Origin of the sequence: Corynebacterium striatum ATCC 6940 (assembly GCF_000159135.1) — a bacterium.
GTDB classification, from domain to species: Bacteria; Actinomycetota; Actinomycetes; order Mycobacteriales; family Mycobacteriaceae; genus Corynebacterium; species Corynebacterium striatum.
This window is the reverse complement of the sequence record NZ_GG667520.1, coordinates 437,015-456,484: the sequence shown is the minus strand read 5'-3', so window position 1 is coordinate 456,484 and position 19,470 is coordinate 437,015. Positions and strand designations below refer to the sequence as shown.

Here is a 19,470-nt window from a genome sequence, read left to right as displayed (position 1 = left end):
TGCCAAGTGACAGTGCGACTTCCACGAGACATTAAGAACCCCCACGTGCCTTCCAACCACGTATGTGGTCGGGGCTCGTGGGGGTTGCTTAGTGCAGCGTGTGGGTATTTCCCCTACTGCTGCGATGCGGTGCCCAGGGTTTCTTCCATGCAGGCCTGCTGCTGGGCAGGGTCCTGCAACTCCAAGCACTTGGCGGCGCCGGTGTCACCGAGGAGCTTCACGCCGAGGGCCATGATGACGATGGTTCCAGCGAGGGCCAGGATGGAAGTAATCAGGCCGACGATGGACATCCAGGTGCGGCGCAGCTCCTGCGGGCGATTGCGGCCAACGACCAGCGCGATGATGGAGACGATGATGCCGATTGGGCCGAGCAGCAGCGGCGGAACAATCAGCAGCAGGGACAGCAGCGCGATGATGCCGATGACCATCGCCCAGATAGCAACGGCGTTCTTCTTTGCCGGCTGGCTATCGGCACCAGCGTAGGCCGGGTAGCCGGCGCCAGCGGCGGTTGCGTTCGTGCCGTAAGCATCGTGGGAGGCGTGGTCGTGAGCGGTGTTGTCTACGCCGTAGTTGTTTGCGTCGTGGGCGTACTCCTCGTTCTCCTTGGAGGTTGCCTCACCGTAGGAGGGCAGCTTGCCGGTGCTGTCGCTGCTAAATGGGTTGTTTGCGTTGTACGGGTTCTCTGGGTTGTTCGGGGTGGTCATGTGGTTGGCCTCCTTGGGGCAGCCCTAATTGTGTGCTCTTTATCGAATACGTGCGTTTAATAACTTATGCGTTTGCAATCGCTTGCGTCCACGTTACTGACGGAACCTGTGAATTCACTGACAAGTGTGCTGTGGCTTGTTTTGTGACGTGGCGGAGTTTGTGGCGCGGCCGAGGTTAGGCCGCACCACTGCTACCACTTGCGCAGGTACTCGATGCGCTGGCGCAGTTGCTCGGCGTCGCACAGCGCGGTGGGTGGGCCGCCGCAGGCCTTGCGCACCTCAGTGTGAATGGCGCCGTGGGGGCGACCGGTGCGCTGCGCGGTAATGGAGACAACGGTGTTGAGCTCCTTGCGCAGGTTGCCAATCTCATCCACCACGCCGGTGGATTCTTGGTTGTTGGCTGGTTCCTCACGGCGCTTCGGGGCGTACTGCATGCCGTAGAGCTTGCGACGCTGTTCCTCAGCGGCCTCAGCAGCCCGGCGCGCCTTCTCCTCTGCTTCGCGGCGGTCGAGTTCCTCCGACTGCTTCTTGCGCAGCAGGTCCTTGACCTGGTCGGCGTCGAGAAGCCCGGGGATGCCCAGGAAGTCCGCATCGACGTCTTCGGTGATGTCGCCGGTGTTGAACTGCGAGCCGTTAAAGAGCAGGCCGGAAAATTCCGCCTCCGCGCCGAGGGCCTCGTAGGAGGGCTCGAGCATGTCGGGCTCAGACTTCTTACTATTGGCCTCCGCTAACAGTTCGTCGTCCCAGCCCTCTTTATCGGGGCTCTTCTCCTCACCCAGGACATGGTTGCGTTCTTTTTCCATGTTCTCAGCAAGGCCCAGCAGCACCGGCACGGAAGGCAGGAACACCGAGGCGGTCTCACCGGGCATACGCGATCGCACGAAGCGGCCGATTGCCTGCGCGAAGAACAGCGGAGTCGAGGCCGAGGTGGCGTAAACGCCCACCGCTAGGCGCGGGACGTCGACGCCCTCAGACACCATGCGCACTGCCACCATCCACTCGTCGGTGGACTTGGAAAACTCCTCAATGCGGTCCGAGGAGCCCGGGTCATCGGACAAAATCACCGAGACCGGCGTCGAGGAAATCTGCTTCAGAATCTTCGCGTAAGCACGCGCGGTCTGCGTATCGGTAGCCAGCACCAGGCCGCCAGCGTCCGGCATGTTGCGGCGCATCTGCATAAGGCGCGTGTGCGCGGCCTGCAGCACCGCCGGGATCCACTCGCCCTTCGGGTCCAGCGCCGTCTTCCACGCGCGGGCGGTTTGCTCCGGGTTCAAGATATCGCCCAGACGCGCGGCGTATTCCTCACCCGCGGAGTCGCGCCAACGCGCCTCGCCCGAGTAGGACAAAAACACAACGGGGCGCACGACGCCGTCGCGAAGCGCATCGCCATAGTTATAAGCGTGGTCCGAGCGCGAGACCAGGTGGCCCTCACCGTCCTGCTCGTAGCGCACGAAAGGAATCTGCGAGTCATCCGAGCGGAAAGGCGTACCTGTTAGCGCCAAGCGGTGCTCGACGTCGTCGTAAGCCTCGCGCACGCCGTCGCCCCAGCTCTTGGCGTCACCGGCGTGGTGGATCTCATCCAGGATCACCAACGTACGGCGCGCCGAAGCCACCGCGCGGTGCTTGAACGGGTGCATGCCCACCTGGGCATAGGTCACCACGATGCCGTCCATCGCCGGGTTCACGGCAGAAGAATTCGAGAAGTGCGGATCCAGCGCCAAGCCCACGCGCGCGGCCGACTGGGACCACTGAATCTTTAGGTGTTCAGTAGGCACCACGACGATGACGCGCTCGACCGTGCGGTCTTCCATCAGCTCCGTGGCAATGCGCAGCGCGAAGGTGGTCTTACCCGCACCAGGCGTTGCCACGGCCATGAAGTCCTGGGGCTTTTTGGCCAGGAACTTATCGAGGGCGGCCTGCTGCCAGGCACGTAGCTTTCCGTTGTTGGCGAATCTTCTGGGGTTTCGAGACACAGAATTACCCACCGGGTGGCTCACTTGCGTCGCAGCCCCTTGTACACGCGCTCACAATCCGGGCACACCGGGGAGCCGGGCTTTGCCTGCTTGGTTACGGGGAAGGTCTCGCCGCACAGTGCAACGACGTACTTACCGTTGACCGCGGAGTCCAAAATCTGGTTCTTCTTCACGTAGTGGAAGAACTTTGGGGTGTCATTATCAGTCGTCGACGAATCCTCACGGATGTCGGGACGTTCAATCGTCTTAGTCGTCGTACTCACCCCACCCATAATGCCGCATTGGTGTCGAACTTCGCGAGTCGCACGTCTACCCTTGTACGCATGTCCTCAAAGAACTCGCGCGATAGGTCCGGTTATAGGCCGAAGGCCACCCCACAATCGGGGCGTTGGTCTCCCCGCCGCGCTTTTCGACGCCGCGAAGCTCACCTCATCACGGACGCTCAGCTCTCCCCAGGCCAAGACCGCCACAGACGTGAGGTCATCTACTCGATCCTGCAGTTTCTGCGCGTTCCTTCTCTGCTGGTAGGCGGCGCCCTCATCTATTTCTACGATGCGTGGCTTGTCGCGACGCTCATCATTGGCGTGACATTCCCGCTGCCGTGGATTGCGGTTGTCATTGGCAATGGCAAGGGGCAGCCGAAGGACAAGAGGGAAAAGAACGTCTACAAACCGGCTCTTGCCCGCCAGATGGCACAAGCTCAGGCACAGCAGATTGCCAATCAACAACGCAGGGCGATCGAAGATCAGCCAGTTGAGACCATTGACCACGACATAGATTTCGACGAAAAGGACCCACGATGACTATCTTTGGCCCTGCTTTCCAGCCCGAGTACCCAGTGGCCGAGGTTGCCGCAGAACTCAGCGCGTTTCTCACCACGCACGGCTTCACCGCCGATGGCATCGCCGGACATTTGGGTCCGGAGTACACGGAGGCTATGCACCGTGGCGAGCCAGCGGCCGTAGCCTTAGGTGCTGCAGGCGATACCACTCTCGACGCCCTCATCCGCCTGTTTATCCTTCACGATGCTGTCACGCCGGAGCAGCTTTCCGACGTCCTGAGTGCCAGGCTTGCCACGAAGCTACTGGATGCAGGCATCGCCCAGCGCAACGACGTTGGCAAGGTCTGCATTGCTTATGACATCCGGCCGCACATCATTGTGGGTGAGAATCGACTAGTCTTTTCCGACGTCGATGCCGGGCTCGTCGATCATGTACCCGGCCCAGGCCACGTCCTAGGCGTCGGTGCGGCTAGCCTCTCGCTTCTCCAGTCGACTCCGCTGACTCCAGTCGAGTCCGCCTTGGACTTGGGAACGGGTTCAGGTGTACAGCTACTGGGTCAGCTATCGACCGCAGAGCATGTCACGGCGACCGATCTGCACGAGCGAGCCCTTGAGCTGGCACGCGCGACAATCGCAGCGGCAGGCACAGACGCAAGCGACAAGGTAGAACTTCTGCAAGGCTCCTGGTTTGAGCCGGTTGCAGGAATGAGCTTCGACCGAATCGTTGCTAACCCTCCCTTTGTGGTGGGTTTGCCAGAGGTTGGTCATATTTATCGTGACTCTGGGCTCAACCTCGATGGCGCCAGTGAACTCGTGGTCTCCCAGGCAGTTGAGCACCTCAATCCGGGTGGCAGCGCGCACGTCCTCGCTGCGTGGGTGCATCAGGGCGAACAATCCTGGCAGCAGCGTGTGGCTTCTTGGCTGCCCGACACTGGTGTTGCCGCATGGATCATCCAGCGCGACGTGGCTGATCCTGCGCTTTATGTATCGACATGGCTCAAGGACGAATCCGTAGACGTGCGCTCGCTAGAAGGACGCGAACGCGCCCGGCTGTGGCTTGAGCACTTTTCTGCACACGATGTCACCGGGATTGGGTTCGGATTCGTGGCCATCCAGAGAATCGGCGACGACGAGCCCTCCGACATCCTTGCCGAATACATGCCACAACCGTTCACAGATCCGCTGGGACCAGAGGTAGAGGAATATTTCGCGCGCATTGCCTGGCTGCGCAACCTCGTCCCCGGCGAAATCGAAACCAAGCACTTCCAGGTCCGCCCTGGCGTAGCACGGGAAGACATCGGCCTTCCAGATAACGAGCTCGGAATGGGTTTCTTGCCGGCAGCGTTGCGTTTAACCCGCACGGAAGGGCCACGGTGGTCCCACGACGTCGACAAGCACATCGCGTCCATCGTTGCAGGCCTCAACCCGCACGGTCTGAATTTGGGAGAAACAATCGAGCTCTATGCTGAAGCCCAGGGCTTCGACGAAGAAGAACTCGTGGCCTCGGCGATTCCCGCGATGGTCGATCTCATCCGCCATGGGCTTATCATCCCGACGGATCTCTTAGCATTCACCAACGTTGATACCGCTTCTGCAAGCAGCGTCACCTTTGAGGGAAACCGCGACGATCTCCAGGGAGATGCCCACTCCGACAACTCGACCGACCAAGAGGAGGATTAATGCGAGCCGTTCTCACGCGTGTTTCTCACGCATCCGTAACCGTAAATGGGGAGGTCGTGGGGGAAATTGACTGCCCAGATACCGGAGGAATTCTGGCACTGATTGGAATTTCTCGCATTGATACCGAGTCCTCGGACAGTGAGCTCGAGGCTGCTATTGAGAAAATGGCACGCAAGATCGCCGAACTGCGCATTCTTGAAGGTGAAAGAAGCGTTGAGGAAGCTGGCGCTCCAGTGTTGGTCGTCAGTCAATTTACGCTGTACGGAAAGACTGCCAAGGGCCGTCGTCCTTCCTGGTCCGATGCTGCGCCGGGAGAGAAGGCAGAACCCGTAATAGAGAGAATCACTGCAAAACTTCTCTCACGGGGACTCCATGTTGAGACCGGAAAATTCGGGGTAATGATGGATGTTGCATCCGTAAATCAGGGTCCATTCACAGTTCTCGTGGAGGCCTAAAACTTTCCCACAGCCCAATCCCTCACCGCGCGCAGGCTTTTTACCTGCGCGTTTTCTATTTGAATATGTGATACTTCACTCCACCCATCAGGTTGTTGAACAAAGCACAGACCGGCGTAAAAATCAAATTTTTAAAGAGTGATAAAAAACGTGCTTGCAATACGATAATTTATTATTACCTCTCACCGCTGCGGGTTTATGATGAAACTACAGCGAAGCAAAAAGGGCTGAAACTGCAGGACAAAGAGCAAAACGTCCGAAGGCAGTTGCAGAATTGTAACCGAGAGAAAATTCTCAAGGCTTGCAAGGTTGCACCAAGCTCTAAAGCTTCGGTCGACCATCTAGAGACGCAGGAGAAAGAAAATGTCTCACTCAGTCTTGCGGAACAACACCGCGAATCACCCAGAGAATGAGCCCAACATGCCGGAGAGCCTCAAGACCTCCAAAGCATTGAAGGCCGAACAGTCCACTTCCGCTGACTCATCGCAGTCACCATTCTCCGGAACCACCGGCGCCCCAAAGTGGAACAAGTCAGACCTCACCTGGATGCTGTCACTCTTTGGCACCGCAATCGGCGCCGGCGTCTTGTTCCTCCCCATCAACGCAGGCATCGGCGGCATCATCCCACTGCTCATCATGACGGTCGTGGCACTGCCAATGACCTACTGGGCACACCGTGGCCTCACCCGCCTGGTGCTCTCTAGCTCCAAGCCAGAAGGCGACCTCACCGACGTCGTCGAGGAGCACTTCGGAATTAAGGCAGGCGTGTTCATGAACATCCTGTACTTCCTCTCCGTCTACCCGATTCTCTTGGTTTACTCCGTGACCATCACCAACACGGTTAATTCCTTCCTCCAGAACCAAATCGGTATTAACCCGCCGGCACGCTGGCTGACCTCCCTCCTGCTGGTCGGTGGTCTCATCCTCATCGTCCGCATGGGCAAGGATGTCATCGTCAAGGTCATGTCTTGGCTGGTCTACCCGTTCATCGGCGTTCTGGTTCTGCTATCCGTCTACCTCATCCCGAAGTGGAACACCGCATTGTTCGATTCCTTCGACCTGAACGTTGCCCGTGAAGCTTCCGGCCACAGCTTGGGTGTCACCCTGATGCTCCTGGTTCCGGTTATGGTCTTCTCCTTCAACCACTCCCCGATGATTTCCTCCTTCGCAGTTGACCGCCGCGAGACCTACGGCAAGTTCGCTGAGGTCAAGGCACGCAAGACCCTGCTGCGCGCAGAAATCCTTATGGTCGTCGTCGTCATGTTCTTCGTCTTCTCCTGCGCCCTGGCGCTGTCCCCAGCTGACATGGCAGAAGCAAAGTCCCAGAACATCACCATCCTGTCCTACCTGGCTAACCACTTCGATACCCCGATCATCCAGTGGATTGCACCGATTATCGCAATGGTCGCTGTTGCAAAGTCCTTCCTCGGCCACTACCTCGGCGCTGCTGAAGGCTTCGAAGGCCTCATCCTCAAGGGCAACAAGAACCTCGAAAAGGACGACGCTGCAACCGCTCGCAAGCTTGGCACTATCACCCTCATCTTCATGCTGGTTACCGCATGGCTGACCGCTTGGGCAGACCCATCCATCCTGGGCATGATTGAAACCCTGTGTGGCCCGACGATTGCACTCATCCTCTTCCTCATCCCGATGTGGGCAATCCACAAGGTTCCCGCACTGGCTCGCTTCAAGGGCAAGGCTTCCAACTACTTCGTCTTCTTCATGGGCCTCATCGCCCTCGCCACCATCATCTACACCATCGTCCAGGCCTTCTAGGTCAGAGTACGAACCGGAAATCTGGAAACTCTGAGGATTCAAGGAAAAGCAATGTTCATCAGCATCTTCGATATGTTCAAGATTGGCATCGGCCCCTCAAGCTCACACACGCTTGGCCCAATGAAAGCTGGCAAGGCGTTTGTTGATGAGCTCAAGGAAAAGGAACTGTTCGAGCACGTCACTCGCATTCAAGCTAATGTCTACGGCTCCCTGTCTCTAACAGGTATCGGCCACTCCACCGACAAGGCCATCCTCCTGGGCCTTGCCGGGGAGGAGCCGGAAACCGTTGACATTGACGGGATCTCCGAGTTCGTCAAGGACATCCACGCCTCCGAAAAGCTCATGCTTGGCGGTACCCGTGAAGTTGACTTCCCGAAAGAAGGCGGCTTCTTCTTCCACGACGAATACCTACCGATGCATGAGAACGGCATGTGCCTCATCGCCTTCGACGACGACGAAGAAGAACTCCTGCACAAGACCTACTACTCCATCGGCGGCGGGTTCATTGTCTCCCAGGAAGACTTTGCCAAGCGCGGCGAGGACAACATCAAGGTTCCTTATACCTACGCCAGCGCTGCTGAAATGCTTGCCCTGTGTGAGACAAACAACATGACCCTCCCAGAGTTGGGCATGGCTAATGAGCTTGCGCTTCGCTCCGAAGAAGAAGTTCGTGAGCACCTTCGCAAGGTTCGCGACGTCATGTACACCGGCATTGTCCGCGGCTCCTCCTCCGACGGCCCGCTGCCTGGTGCCCTTCTCGTTCCGCGCCGCGCGGCTGCCCTAAAGCGTCGCTTGGAAAAGGAAGAGCCACATGACGGCTTGAACATCCTCAGCTGGGTCAACATGTTTGCACTGGCAATCTCAGAGGAAAACGCATCATGTGGCCGCGTTGTCACTGCCCCAACCAACGGCGCCTGCGGCGTTGTCCCAGCAGTGCTTGCGTACTACGACAAGTTTGTCGAGCCAGTTACCGAGGATATGTTCGCGGACTACATCTTCGCGTGCAACCAAATTGCTTCGCTGTACAAGATGAATGCATCCATCTCGGGTGCAGAGGTCGGTTGCCAAGGCGAAATCGGTGTTGCCTGCTCAATGGCCGCAGGTGGCTTGGCTCAACTCATGGGTGGCACCCCAGAACAAGTTTGCGTAGCTGCCGAGATTGGCATGGAGCACAAGCTTGGCCTGACCTGTGACCCAGTCCTCGGCCAAGTACAGGTTCCTTGCATTGAGCGTAATGCTGTGGCTGCAGTTGACTCAATCACCAGTGCCCGCATGGCCCTCGAACGTGAGAGCAAGCCATGCGTCAGCCTCGACGAGGTCATCTGGACCATGTACAAGACTGGCAAGGACTTGAATGCCAAGTACCGCGAGACTTCACAAGGCGGCCTCGCGCTGGCTGTTCATCCTCCAATTCCGGTGTGCGGCTAGCATTCCGAAGTCACCCATAAGGCGGGTGAACACAGCGCTACGCCGCTCGTGTTCATCCGCCTTATTTTGTGCTAATATCTATCCATCTATCTAAATGTCAGGAACACAAGGACATGCTTCAACTGATGAATGAGCTCAACAGTCACGGCATTGACCAAGATTTCCTCGGGCAGTACGTACCTCTCGTCGAATTTCTAGGCCAAGCCCTGGGCCCCAACACTGAAATCGTCTTGCACGATCTCGATGTACCGGACCAGTCCATCATTGCAATCGCAAATGGCCATATTTCAGGGCGCAAAATCGGCGGCCCGGTCACAGACTTCGCTTTATGGTTTATGAAGCAAGGCGACGCAGCCGCAGTACCCATGATGACCGGTTACCGGGCTGTCAATGCTGAGGGAAAGATTTGCCACTCCTCCAGCTATTTCCTCCGCGATTCGACTGGCCACATGCGCGGCATGCTGTGTATTAATGTGGACATTTCGGATCTTGTTGCTATCCGCAACGCTGCCAACTTCCTCATTGGCAGCACCGAAGAAGCCAAGGACAAGACCCAAGCCTTCGGCGGATACCCAGGCGCCCAGGTCGCTCAGACCATTGTCACCCAGCCCACTGCCGAGGAAGAAGCGGTCAGCGAATCTCTCCGCGACAACGTTGAGAATTTGCTCGAATCGATGCTCGATGCCGCTATTGCAACCCAAAATGCCCCCGTTGATCGCATGCAACGCGATGAACGCATCGAAGTTGTCCGCACCCTGGAAGAAAACGGGTTCTTCCTCCTCAAAGGTGGCATTAGCGCAGCAGCACAACGCCTTGGGGTCTCCGAACCCACCATCTACCGTTATCTAGTCAAGGTGCGCAATTAGGTACCTCGCTCCACGCTTCTAGCGCCTTTGGGCAAGCCCCTCCCAGACCCTCCCCCATTTGCGGGGAGGGTCAGCCCCTTTCCGGCATAGAACTCGAAAAATTTTTAGACACGGGAACTAAAAGGGTCCGAGGGCCGTTGTACATGTTGCAACAAGCCGCAACCTCAGGAGGCTCGACATGGCCAACAAGTCCGACAGCACCGCTGCTGACCTTGGTAAAGACTCACTCGCAGAAGAGCAGGAAGTTGATCGCGGTTCGCGTCGTAATCAAACCAATGACAATCCGTCCGCCGATCTGGTTCGCGTTTATCTCAACGGCATCGGCAAAACTGCTCTGCTCAGCGCCGAAGACGAGGTAGAACTCGCCCAGCGCATCGAAGTTGGCCTTTACGCAGAGTACAAACTCGCGAATGCAGAAAAGATCACCCGCGCCGAAAAGCGCGACCTCAAGATCTTGGTTCGCGAGGGCAAGAAGGCTCGTTCCCACCTGCTGGAAGCAAATCTTCGCCTCGTCGTTTCATTGGCCAAGCGCTACACCGGTCGCGGAATGCCGCTCCTCGACCTAATCCAGGAAGGCAACCTTGGCCTAATCCGCGCCATGGAGAAGTTCGACTACGCCAAGGGCTTCAAATTCTCCACCTACGCAACGTGGTGGATTCGCCAGGCCATCACCCGCGGCATGGCAGATCAGTCGCGCACCATCCGCCTCCCAGTCCACTTGGTCGAACAGGTCAATAAACTCTCCCGCATCAAGCGCGAGATGTACCAGTCCTTGGGCCGCGAAGCCACCAACGAAGAGCTCGCTGAAGAGTCCGGTATCGAGGAGTCGAAGATCGAGATGCTCCTCCGCCAATCCCGCGACCCTGTTTCCTTGGATATGCCAGTCGGCACCGATGAAGAAGCACCACTCGGCGACTTCATCGAGGATGCAGAAGCAACGGATGCTGAAACCGCAGTCGTTGCCGCAATGCGTCACTCCGACATTCGTGGCGTCATCGAAACCTTGGAAGAACGCGAGCAGGATGTCATCCGTTTGCGTTATGGATTGGACGACGGTGTCCCGCGCACGCTCGACCAGATTGGCCGTAAATTTGGGCTTTCCCGCGAACGCGTCCGCCAGATCGAGCGCGAAGTGATGGCAAAGCTGCGAGACGGCAATCGTGCGGATCGCCTCCGCGAGTACGCGCTGTAGGCTTTCCCACACATTTAAGCCCACAAATCCTGAGATGACAGACCCTGCCTGAGAAATTCCCATTTATAGGGAATACCCGGTAGGGTCTTTGCGTTTAATAGGTAGGTGGGTAACCGCCCATACTGCCCAGCTAAGTAGAAAATGCGATTAGACCTAAGCTATTTAGATCACAAAGTGCGGTATTGTTTAGTTATTGTTCGAAGGCACCGAGCTAGGCGGCCGCTCTTCTCTCCGAGGAATGGTCGGCAGCATTTTCGGCGCTCCCTATCATGCAGAAAGGGTTTGCCCACGTGAGGGACCTCGTTGATACCACTGAAATGTACCTACGTACTATTTATGAGCTTGAGGAAGAAGGCATCACGCCGCTGCGCGCCCGTATCGCTGAGCGTCTCGAGCAGTCAGGTCCTACGGTGTCCCAAACTGTCGCTCGTATGGAACGCGATGGACTGCTCCGCGTTCGCACTGACCGCAGCCTAGATCTCACTCCCGCAGGTCGCGAACTAGCCACCGCTGTTATGCGCAAGCACCGACTTGCAGAGCGCCTGCTTACCGACGTCCTCGGGCTCGACATCCACCAGGTCCACGACGAGGCCTGCCGCTGGGAACACGTCATGAGTGAAGAAGTGGAAAAACGCGTTGTTGCTGTACTCCCTGATTCCACCCGCTCCCCTTTTGGTAATCCAATCCCAGCTCTTGATCAGCTCGGCGCTGAAGACAGGGATATTCCAAGCGGCACCCGTGCCATCGATCTGCCCAACGGCGAAGAGACTCCCGCAACAATCATGCAGATCAATGAGATTCTGCAGGTAGATACCGAGACCTTCCGCCAAATCTACGAAGCAGGAGTCGTTGTCGGCGCGCCCGTCACCGTCGTGAACAACAATGGCACAGTCACCCTCACCACCGAGTCTGGTGCCACCATCGAACTACTTGATGATCTCGCACACGCAATTCGTATTGAGGTGAAATAAGTGAAGCTTCTAGTCACCGGCGGTGCCGGTTACGTAGGTTCTGTTTGCGCGGCAGTTCTGGTCGAAGAAGGCCACGGCGTCACGATCATTGACAATTTCAGCACCGGCAATCGCGAAGCCGTCCCCGCCGGGGCACGCCTTGTTGAAGGTGACGTAGCCGATGTTGTCGAAGAGGTACTTGCCGAAGGTGGTTTTGAAGGCGTAGTCCACTTCGCTGCCCGCTCGTTGGTCGGCGAGTCGGTAGAGATTCCAGCCGACTACTGGGAGCACAACGTAGTCACCTCCCTCAAACTTTTGAACGCCATGCGTGCGCACGGCGTAAAGAACCTTGTTTTCTCTTCCACCGCTGCGACCTATGGTGAACCAAAGCAGGTTCCAATCACGGAGGATATGCCGACTCAGCCTACTAATCCCTACGGTGCGTCAAAGCTGTCCATCGACTACATCATCACGTCTTTCGCCAAGGCCTACGGTCTCGGCGCTACCTCGCTGCGTTACTTCAACGTCGCCGGTGCATACGGCTCTATTGGTGAGAACCGTGCCATCGAGACCCATCTCATTCCGCTGGTACTCCAGGTGGCGCTTGGCCACCGCGACAAGATCTTCATGTTCGGCGATGACTACCCCACCGCCGACGGCACCGCGGTCAGGGACTACATCCACATCCGCGACCTCGCAGATGCCCACGTTCTGGCGCTGAAGACCAACACCGAAGGCACCCACCGCATCTACAATTTGGGCTCTGGCGACGGTTATTCCGTCAAGGAAGTCATCGAAATGTGCCGCAAGGTCACCGGCCACGAGATCCCTGCGGAGATCGCACCCCGGCGAGCCGGCGACCCAGCCACCCTGGTTGCGTCCTCCGAGAAGATCAAGGCAGAGCTCGGATGGAACCCCACTCGTACTGACCTGGAGACCATCGTCACCGACGCGTGGAATTTCACCAAGGAACTGGGCGACAAAGCACACTCCGCAAAGCGCGTCTAGCTCAAGCCACCTCCCCAGCGCCTTCAGCGTCGTGCCGCGCCTGCCCGACCATCTGGCGAGCCATGCCGGACGCTGTACGCAATACATCCACCAGTTTCTCTGAAAGCCCGAGGCGGAAGATCTGGTGCACCAGACCACCCAGCGAATGTTCTGGTGCTTCCTCGGTCAAGACGTTTAGAGCAGGGCCAGCTAGTTGACCGCGATCAAGCTGCATCTGAGTAATGGCATACAGCGCGAGCGCGTTATACCGGATGACGCCCTCAAAGGTGCGGGCAGTGGCAAGGAGGAGCACGCTTGCCTTGTCTGGCTGTTGGCACAACTGCGCGATGACTAGGTCCCTGGACCACGTGGTAGCCATCCAGGTGGCACATGTCTCGAGAGCCTCGACGTCGCCAAGCGTGGCGTCTAAGTCGTCGAGACAGCGCAGCTGCCACCATGCATCACCCAGGAAGTCCTCAACGACAGAGTCCGGGTCTTCATCACTCAGCTCTACCTCCGCCCGAAACTGGTGCGCATGGGCTAAAGCTCGTTTCGCGATACCCATAGATTCCTCGCGCGACAGACGAGGATTACCACACGCAAACTTCTGATAGAGCTCTTCCCTACTAAGCTCAGGAATGAGCTCCTTGCCCACGCAATGCTGCATGGTCGGGGCGTCGGTAAGCGCTGGGATCGGCCCCTCCCGCCACTTCTTCATGGGACCATTCCCCTCGTGGTTTACAACCCCGAAGAGAATCTCGTAGCGCGCGCCCGTAACAATCTCAGTGGTGTGCCACGCTGCATCGATATCCATTCCGTGCGTGTGTTTATGCAGCGCATACATCCATTCAGCGAGCGCATCCACCTCGTCCATAGGGCGTTGAGTGATAAAGAACGCGAACACGCCCTCGGTTTGGGGCGAGACAATGGTCTCCCAAATCTCCGGCAGGGCTTCCTGGGCATCGTCAAAATCGATTCGAGCAACGGGCCCCATTGCCATCCCCTGTGGGCAAGGCTCGAAGGTCATGAATATGACGGAATCCGTGGGATAGAAACCTAGAGCTCCAGGTACGTTGGCAAGGAGATGTCCCGGCGTATTGATGGGTGCAGATGATTTGCGTTGGTTCAAGTAGTTGGTCATGCACCTAGGGTGCGGGAAGCATGCAAGCTACTTCTAGGTTCAATTTGCCCAGCGCCCGAGATTTGTGGATAACTCACCGCGAGGCCACGCCAATTTCAAGGTTATCCACAGCTATTTGGCGAATTTCTAGCGTAACTTGTCTGTATAGGGCAAGATCAAGAAACCAACCTTTCAGCACAGTGCTCATCCTTAGGGCTCATCCTTAGGCTTCGGTTTCCGGCTTCACCATATCTACTGGTGAAAATCCAATGGGAATACTTGTCTGCAAGGCGGTGTTGGAAGCGATAAGTGCACGACAGGTCTGTATTGTCGGGCACAGGTTTAGGAGGTATCGCAAGCATGCATGAAGAACAAAAGCGCATCTACGAATTGGAATATCCGGCCCCAGTGGTCAAGGATTCTTCCAACGCGGACAAGGGTCCGACCATGATCGTTGCAATGCACGGCTATGCAGATGCCGGTCAGGCTGTAGAGGCTTCTGCGGACCACCTGAAGGCCGCACTCGAAAGCCGTCAATTGGCGTCCTTTAATAGCGATGAGCTCATCGATTACCGTTCTCGTCGCCCAATGGTCACCATCGACAAAGATCGCACGGTAGAGATTGAGCCGACCGATTTAGGGATCAAGGTCCTGCGGGACAATTCCGGTAAGTCTTTTCTGCTGCTGTCTGGTCCTGAGCCGGACCTGCGCTGGGAAGCTTTCACCGACGCCGTTGTGAACATCGCTGAGAAGTTTGATGTGCACAACACCATCGTCCTTTACGCCGCCCCGATGCCTGTGCCGCACACTCGCCCCACGGTCATTACTGCTCACGGCAACTCCCAAGAGCTAACTGGGCGCATGATGAAGATGGACCAGACCATAATGGTTCCAGGCTCCGCCGCCCTTTTCTTGGAAAAGGCGCTGGATAAGAAGGGCCGCAACGTGGCTGGTTACACCGTCTCGGTGCCCCATTACCTGGCTTCTTCGCCGTACCCCCAAGGCACGTTCTCGCTGCTCAACTCGGTATCAAACACCGCTGGCCTGAACCTGCCGCTTGGCAGCCTCGAAGCTGACATCGCGCGCGTCAGCCAGCAGCTGGAGGAGCAGGTGATGGACTCCGATGAGATCACGGGCGTCGTCCAGCAGCTCGAGCAGCAGTATGACTACTACCACGAGCGCTACCGCGAGGAGCACCCGAACGCCCTCTTGCCGGGCGAAGAAGGCGTGCCTTCCGGCGACGAGATTGGCGCCGAGTTCCAGGCCTTCCTCGCAGGCTTGGACAAGGATTCTTCGCAGCTCCACGATATTCTCGACAGTGAGATTGATGACCGCGAAGACGCCGCTGAGCGAGCAGCTGAAGAAACATCCGGAGAAGCTGAGCGCCACGAGGACAAGGGCTCCAGTGAACAGAGCCCCAATGACCGCAGGAACAACTTGGGCGACGATATCTAGCGCCATCCCAGCAGTGCGACGGGCTTGTCGCCACCCACACCCTCATCACCTAAGGTGGTGAGGGTGAACCTTTCTCAGATGCTGCCCGATCTTGCCGAAGTCCCAGAATCCCTCGTCGATGAGGCCATCTGGGATACCTTCCTCACGTGGACCAATCAGCGTGGAATCTCGCTTTATCCCGCACAGGAGGAGGCCTCGCTCGGCATTCTCGCGGGCGACAATGTCATCCTTGCCACGCCAACGGGCTCAGGTAAGTCGATGGTGGCCAACGCTGCGCACTTCATTGCGCTCGCGCGTGGGCAGCGCAGCTTTTATACTGCCCCCATCAAGGCGCTGGTCTCCGAAAAGTTCTTCGCTTTGTGCGAGATCTTCGGCGCGGAGAACGTGGGCATGATGACTGGTGACGCCACCGTCAACGGCAATGCTCCCATCATTGCGGCAACAGCTGAGATTGTGGCGAACATTGCGCTTCGCGACGGCGCCGAAGCCAACATTGATCAAGTAGTCATGGACGAGTTCCATTACTACTCCGAGCCAGACCGCGGCTGGGCCTGGCAGGTCCCGTTGCTCGAGCTGCCCAAGACGCAGTTCCTGCTGATGTCCGCCACGTTGGGAGATACCAGCTGGCTCGAAAAAGACCTCACCGAGCGCACTGGGCGCGAAACCACCCTCGTGGCCGGCAGCACCCGCCCCGTACCCCTAGATTTTTCCTACGTATTCACTGCCGTTCACGAGACAATTGAAGAGATTCTAAAGTCTGGGAAAGCTCCGGTGTACGTAGTGCACTTTTCCCAACGCGAGGCGTCGGAGCGCGCCCAGGCGCTGACCTCCCTTTCTGGAATCATTACGCCTGAGGAGAAGGAGGCGATTGCCGCGGAACTTTCGAGCTTCCGCTTTACGACGACCTTCGGCCGCGACCTCTCCAAGCTCCTGCGCCGTGGCATTGGTGTTCACCACGCAGGCATGCTTCCCAAGTACCGCCGTTTGGTCGAGCGTTTGGCGCAGAAGGGCTTGCTTAAGATTATCTGCGGTACTGATACTTTGGGCGTGGGCATCAACGTCCCAATTCGCACCGTGCTCATGACCGGCTTGGCCAAGTATGACGGTCAGCGCCAGCGCATCCTTAAATCCCGCGAGTTCCACCAGATCGCGGGCCGCGCGGGACGTGCGGGTTACGACACCGAAGGCACGGTCATCGTCGAGGCCCCCGAGCACGAGATCGAGAATGCCAAGGCCCGCCGCCGGCTCAGCAATGACCCGGCGCGCCTCAAGAAGCTAAAGAAAAAGTCGGCGCGTGAGGGTGACGTGACGTGGTCGGAAAAGACCTTTGCGCGTCTTACAGAGGCTGAGCCCGAACAGCTCACTTCGCAGTTCCGCGTATCCAACTCGATGTTGCTGAATGTCCTGGCCCGTCACGGCAATGGCTACGAGCACATGAAGCACCTTCTGCGCACCAACCACGACACCCGCACGAAGCAGAACCAGGATATTTTGACGGCTCTGGATCTCTTCCGCGGGCTGTTGAACTCAGGTGTGGTGCAAAAGTCCACGAAGGGGCTCGACATCTACGGGCGTCCCTATCACTTGGTCCGCGAGCTACCGCGAGACTTCGCGCTAAACCAGCCTTTGGGGCCATTTGCGCTGGCCGCGCTGAGTCTGCTTGATCCGGAATCGGACACGTATACCCTTGACGTGATTTCGGTGTACGAGGCGATTCTGGATGATCCGCGCCAGGTCCTCATCGCGCAACAGAAGCAGCGCCGCGGCGAGGAGATTGCGGCGCTCAAGGCAGATGGCGTGGATTACACCGAGCGCATGGCAATCGTTGAGGAGATCACGTGGCCCAAGCCGCTCGAGGAGCTGTTAGAACATGCCTATGACACCTTCGCGGAGACGAACGCCTGGGTCAAGGAATTCGAGTTGCGTCCGAAGTCTGTGGTTCGTGACATGCTCGAAAACGCCATGACCTTCTCTGACTTGGTGGCGACCTACGGTTTGGCGCGCTCGGAGGGAGTGATTCTGCGCTATCTGACCGATGCGTGGCGCACCTTGAAGCAGTCCGTTCCGGATGATTACTTCACTGAGGAGCTTTCCGACGTCGTGGTCTGGCTCGGGGAGCTCATCCGGCAGGTGGATTCCTCCCTCGTGGACGAGTGGGCTGAGGTGGCCGGCGAGGATTCCCCTATCTCGCAGGAAGATCTGGAGCGCGAGCTTGCCTTTGGTGTGGAGGACCCAACCGCGCTGACCTCCAACCGGCGTGCGTTTAGCATTATGGTGCGCAACTACATGTTCCGTTTGGTACAGCTATTTGCGTTAGAGAAAGAAGAACGCCTTGCAGAGCTATTGGATTACCTTGAGGAAATCCCCGATTTCGGTGCGGCGCTCGATGACTACTTCGACGAATACGACGACATCGATTCTGGCCCCGCAGCACGTGGCCCTGAGTTCTTCCGTCTTTCGGGCCAGGACACCCGCCTGTGGCAGATCCGGCAGATCATCAAAGATCCGGAAGGCGACCATGGCTACCAGTTCGTCGCCGTGGTTGACCTCGATGCTTCTGATGAGGCCGGCGAAGTGCGACTGTCTAGCTTAATTATCGAACGATAACGACATTCCACCCCACCCCTGCTATTCATTCTGACGACCAGTCCGCCGAAGTATCAGGCACCCCAGGCAAAGCTAGAAACAGCACTTGTGCCCAGACGGAAAATGACCCGCACGATTGTGCGGGTCATAAATCTCTTAGCGAGGCTTTAAACCAGTCCTAGACTAGCGAGCAGCCTCGACCTGAACGGTCTGAGCAACTGCCTGGATAACACCAGCAATCTTGATGCCCTCCCAGACCTGCTCCTTGGTCAGGCCCTCTTCAGCCAGGGTCTTGGAGTGTGCAACGAGGCAGTGCTCGCAGCCGTTGATTGCGGAGACAACGGTGTTCCACAGCTCGAAGTTGGCCTTCTCGACGCCTGGCTTGGAGATGATGTTCATACGCAGACCGAACTTAACCTGAGCGAAGTCATCGCCGAGCCAGCCCTTAGCGCGGTATGCAACGTTGTTCATAGCCATGACGGTTGCGGCACCGAGAGCAGCCTCAACAGCAGCCTCAGACAGGTGCTCCTTTGCTTCCTCGATGATCTCGGAAAGAACGGTGTCGTTGCGGGTTGCGGCAGCAGCAGCCAACATGGAGCCCCACAGCTGCTCCTCGTTCAGCTCGGTGGAACGAGCCAGGGTGCCCAGGTTCAGCTTCTGGTCCTTTGCGTACTCCGGAAGGGAAGACTTCAGGTTATCGATAGACATATCTTGTGCTCCTTAGCGTTTTTAATAAGTGATTTTCAGAAGAAGTTCAAAGGAAAGCCCCTTCGGTTGCCCGAGGGGGCTTTATCATCCCGCGTGATTACCACGCGTGGCCTAGCACGCGCGGTTTAGTCACCCTTAGAGAGCAGACTGAACGACGTCGAGCTTGTTGATGTTCTTGGTCGGATCGTTTGCCTCCCAGTTGCAGGCGCAAACTTCTTCGGACTGCAGTGCGTCGAGGACGCGGAGAACCTCGTCAACGTTACGGCCAACAGCGTCCGGAGTAACGGAAACGAACTGGATGATGCCGTCCGGGTCGATGATGAAGGTTGCACGGTCTGCAACGCCAGCAGCATTCTCAACGCCGAGGGCGCGGATCAGGTCGTGGCGAATGTCAGAGAACATCGGGAAAGGAATTTCCTTCAGCTCTGGGTGAGTTGCACGCCAGTTGAAGTGAGCGAACTCGTTGTCGGTGGAGCCACCGAGAATCTGAGTGTCGCGATCCTGGAACTCTTCATCCAGCTTGCCGAAGGCTGCGATCTCGGTTGGGCAAACGAAGGTGAAGTCCTTCGGGTAGAAGAACACGACCTTCCACTTGCCCTGGTACTTATCGAGGGAAACCTGCTCGAAGTAATCCTCCGGCTGGTTTGCGTTGACGTCGTGGAGGTCACCGCCCTTAAGTGCAGTGAGGTCGAACTCTGGGAACTTCTCGCCAACAGTCAAGATAGGCATGGAAACTGACATCTCCTTATAGGTGAAGTGCTAATACGTCAATAAAAGTAGTGGATTTTATCCCACTGCCAGGGCTTTTG

At 57.6% G+C, this 19,470-nt stretch carries 17 protein-coding genes; 11 read left to right on the top strand and 6 right to left on the bottom strand.

Features of this window, described 5'->3' with window-relative positions; all coding sequences use genetic code 11:
- Positions 1 to 113: 113 nt before the first annotated feature.
- The 3 genes from HMPREF0308_RS04380 to HMPREF0308_RS04370 all read right to left on the bottom strand — a co-directional run bounded on the left by HMPREF0308_RS04380 (position 114) and on the right by HMPREF0308_RS04370 (position 2,949).
- Positions 114 to 704, bottom strand: coding sequence for a stage III sporulation AC/AD family protein (locus HMPREF0308_RS04380; RefSeq protein ID WP_005529082.1), 591 nt, complete (start codon positions 702 to 704; stop codon positions 114 to 116).
- Positions 705 to 895: 191 nt separating this feature from the next.
- A complete protein-coding gene (locus HMPREF0308_RS04375) occupies positions 896 to 2,677 on the bottom strand; it encodes a DEAD/DEAH box helicase (protein ID WP_034656980.1) in 1,782 nt (593 codons plus the stop codon).
- A 20-nt stretch (positions 2,678 to 2,697) separates the two neighbouring features.
- Positions 2,698 to 2,949: a DUF3039 domain-containing protein gene (locus HMPREF0308_RS04370; protein ID WP_005529078.1), complete on the bottom strand. Its 252-nt coding sequence runs from the start codon at positions 2,947 to 2,949 to the stop codon at positions 2,698 to 2,700.
- 51 nt (positions 2,950 to 3,000) lie between these two features.
- Between HMPREF0308_RS04370 and HMPREF0308_RS04365 the strand changes: the two genes are divergently transcribed.
- The 9 genes from HMPREF0308_RS04365 to galE all read left to right on the top strand — a co-directional run bounded on the left by HMPREF0308_RS04365 (position 3,001) and on the right by galE (position 12,813).
- A complete protein-coding gene (locus tag HMPREF0308_RS04365) occupies positions 3,001 to 3,480 on the top strand; it encodes a DUF3099 domain-containing protein (RefSeq protein ID WP_005529077.1) in 480 nt (159 codons plus the stop codon).
- Entirely contained in the window at positions 3,477 to 5,138 is a 1,662-nt protein-coding gene (locus HMPREF0308_RS04360) for a DUF7782 domain-containing protein (protein ID WP_005529075.1), read from the top strand. The genes HMPREF0308_RS04365 and HMPREF0308_RS04360 overlap by 4 nt, the downstream gene beginning before the upstream one ends.
- Positions 5,138 to 5,593: a D-aminoacyl-tRNA deacylase gene (dtd, locus tag HMPREF0308_RS04355; RefSeq protein WP_005529073.1), complete on the top strand. Its 456-nt coding sequence runs from the start codon at positions 5,138 to 5,140 to the stop codon at positions 5,591 to 5,593. The genes HMPREF0308_RS04360 and dtd overlap by 1 nt, the downstream gene beginning before the upstream one ends.
- Positions 5,594 to 6,013: 420 nt before the next feature.
- A complete protein-coding gene (locus HMPREF0308_RS04350; protein WP_005529069.1) occupies positions 6,014 to 7,369 on the top strand; it encodes an SLC5/6 family protein in 1,356 nt (451 codons plus the stop codon).
- A gap of 51 nt (positions 7,370 to 7,420) precedes the next feature.
- Complete coding sequence (locus HMPREF0308_RS04345) at positions 7,421 to 8,797, top strand: L-serine ammonia-lyase (RefSeq protein ID WP_005529067.1); 1,377 nt, start codon at positions 7,421 to 7,423, stop codon at positions 8,795 to 8,797.
- Positions 8,798 to 8,910: 113 nt separating this feature from the next.
- Positions 8,911 to 9,663, top strand: coding sequence for a helix-turn-helix transcriptional regulator (locus tag HMPREF0308_RS04340; protein ID WP_005529065.1), 753 nt, complete (start codon positions 8,911 to 8,913; stop codon positions 9,661 to 9,663).
- Between the two features lie 178 nt (positions 9,664 to 9,841).
- The gene (locus tag HMPREF0308_RS04335) at positions 9,842 to 10,855 is read left to right on the top strand and encodes a sigma-70 family RNA polymerase sigma factor (protein WP_005529064.1); all 1,014 of its coding nucleotides are present in this window, start codon (positions 9,842 to 9,844) and stop codon (positions 10,853 to 10,855) included.
- Positions 10,856 to 11,145: 290 nt separating this feature from the next.
- Entirely contained in the window at positions 11,146 to 11,826 is a 681-nt protein-coding gene (locus HMPREF0308_RS04330; RefSeq protein ID WP_034656975.1) for a metal-dependent transcriptional regulator, read from the top strand.
- Positions 11,827 to 12,813, top strand: a complete 987-nt coding sequence (gene galE / locus HMPREF0308_RS04325) for a UDP-glucose 4-epimerase GalE (RefSeq protein WP_005529062.1) — start codon at positions 11,827 to 11,829, stop codon at positions 12,811 to 12,813. It begins immediately after the preceding gene.
- A gap of 1 nt (position 12,814) precedes the next feature.
- Here galE and HMPREF0308_RS04320 read toward each other — a convergent pair whose 3' ends face one another.
- On the bottom strand, positions 12,815 to 13,933 hold the full coding sequence (locus HMPREF0308_RS04320; protein ID WP_034656843.1) for a DUF4192 domain-containing protein: 1,119 nt from the start codon (positions 13,931 to 13,933) through the stop codon (positions 12,815 to 12,817).
- A gap of 339 nt (positions 13,934 to 14,272) precedes the next feature.
- Between HMPREF0308_RS04320 and HMPREF0308_RS04315 the strand changes: the two genes are divergently transcribed.
- Together HMPREF0308_RS04315 and HMPREF0308_RS04310 are read left to right on the top strand one after the other, a co-directional pair.
- Positions 14,273 to 15,367, top strand: a complete 1,095-nt coding sequence (locus tag HMPREF0308_RS04315) for a PAC2 family protein (RefSeq protein WP_005529060.1) — start codon at positions 14,273 to 14,275, stop codon at positions 15,365 to 15,367.
- A 63-nt stretch (positions 15,368 to 15,430) separates the two neighbouring features.
- The gene (locus HMPREF0308_RS04310; protein ID WP_005529059.1) at positions 15,431 to 17,974 is read left to right on the top strand and encodes a DEAD/DEAH box helicase; all 2,544 of its coding nucleotides are present in this window, start codon (positions 15,431 to 15,433) and stop codon (positions 17,972 to 17,974) included.
- 162 nt (positions 17,975 to 18,136) lie between these two features.
- Here HMPREF0308_RS04310 and ahpD read toward each other — a convergent pair whose 3' ends face one another.
- Both ahpD and HMPREF0308_RS04300 read right to left on the bottom strand, forming a co-directional pair.
- Positions 18,137 to 18,661 (bottom strand): alkylhydroperoxidase, AhpD family, encoded by a 525-nt coding sequence (ahpD, locus tag HMPREF0308_RS04305; RefSeq protein ID WP_005529058.1) that lies wholly within the window; start codon positions 18,659 to 18,661, stop codon positions 18,137 to 18,139.
- A gap of 135 nt (positions 18,662 to 18,796) precedes the next feature.
- Positions 18,797 to 19,390 (bottom strand): peroxiredoxin, encoded by a 594-nt coding sequence (locus HMPREF0308_RS04300; RefSeq protein ID WP_005529057.1) that lies wholly within the window; start codon positions 19,388 to 19,390, stop codon positions 18,797 to 18,799.
- Positions 19,391 to 19,470: the final 80 nt, after the last annotated feature.

Bases quoted from the DNA above. Each gene is read 5' to 3' on its own strand.
- HMPREF0308_RS04380 (WP_005529082.1), bottom strand. From the start codon at position 704: ATGACCACCCCGAACAACCCAGAGAACCCGTACAACGCAAACAACCCA.
- HMPREF0308_RS04370 (WP_005529078.1), bottom strand. From the start codon at position 2,949: ATGGGTGGGGTGAGTACGACGACTAAGACGATTGAACGTCCCGACATC.
- HMPREF0308_RS04365 (WP_005529077.1), top strand. From the start codon at position 3,001: ATGTCCTCAAAGAACTCGCGCGATAGGTCCGGTTATAGGCCGAAGGCC.
- HMPREF0308_RS04360 (WP_005529075.1), top strand. From the start codon at position 3,477: ATGACTATCTTTGGCCCTGCTTTCCAGCCCGAGTACCCAGTGGCCGAG.
- dtd (WP_005529073.1), top strand. From the start codon at position 5,138: ATGCGAGCCGTTCTCACGCGTGTTTCTCACGCATCCGTAACCGTAAAT.
- HMPREF0308_RS04350 (WP_005529069.1), top strand. From the start codon at position 6,014: ATGCCGGAGAGCCTCAAGACCTCCAAAGCATTGAAGGCCGAACAGTCC.
- HMPREF0308_RS04345 (WP_005529067.1), top strand. From the start codon at position 7,421: ATGTTCATCAGCATCTTCGATATGTTCAAGATTGGCATCGGCCCCTCA.
- HMPREF0308_RS04340 (WP_005529065.1), top strand. From the start codon at position 8,911: ATGCTTCAACTGATGAATGAGCTCAACAGTCACGGCATTGACCAAGAT.
- HMPREF0308_RS04335 (WP_005529064.1), top strand. From the start codon at position 9,842: ATGGCCAACAAGTCCGACAGCACCGCTGCTGACCTTGGTAAAGACTCA.
- HMPREF0308_RS04320 (WP_034656843.1), bottom strand. From the start codon at position 13,933: ATGACCAACTACTTGAACCAACGCAAATCATCTGCACCCATCAATACG.
- HMPREF0308_RS04315 (WP_005529060.1), top strand. From the start codon at position 14,273: ATGCATGAAGAACAAAAGCGCATCTACGAATTGGAATATCCGGCCCCA.
- ahpD (WP_005529058.1), bottom strand. From the start codon at position 18,661: ATGTCTATCGATAACCTGAAGTCTTCCCTTCCGGAGTACGCAAAGGAC.
- HMPREF0308_RS04300 (WP_005529057.1), bottom strand. From the start codon at position 19,390: ATGCCTATCTTGACTGTTGGCGAGAAGTTCCCAGAGTTCGACCTCACT.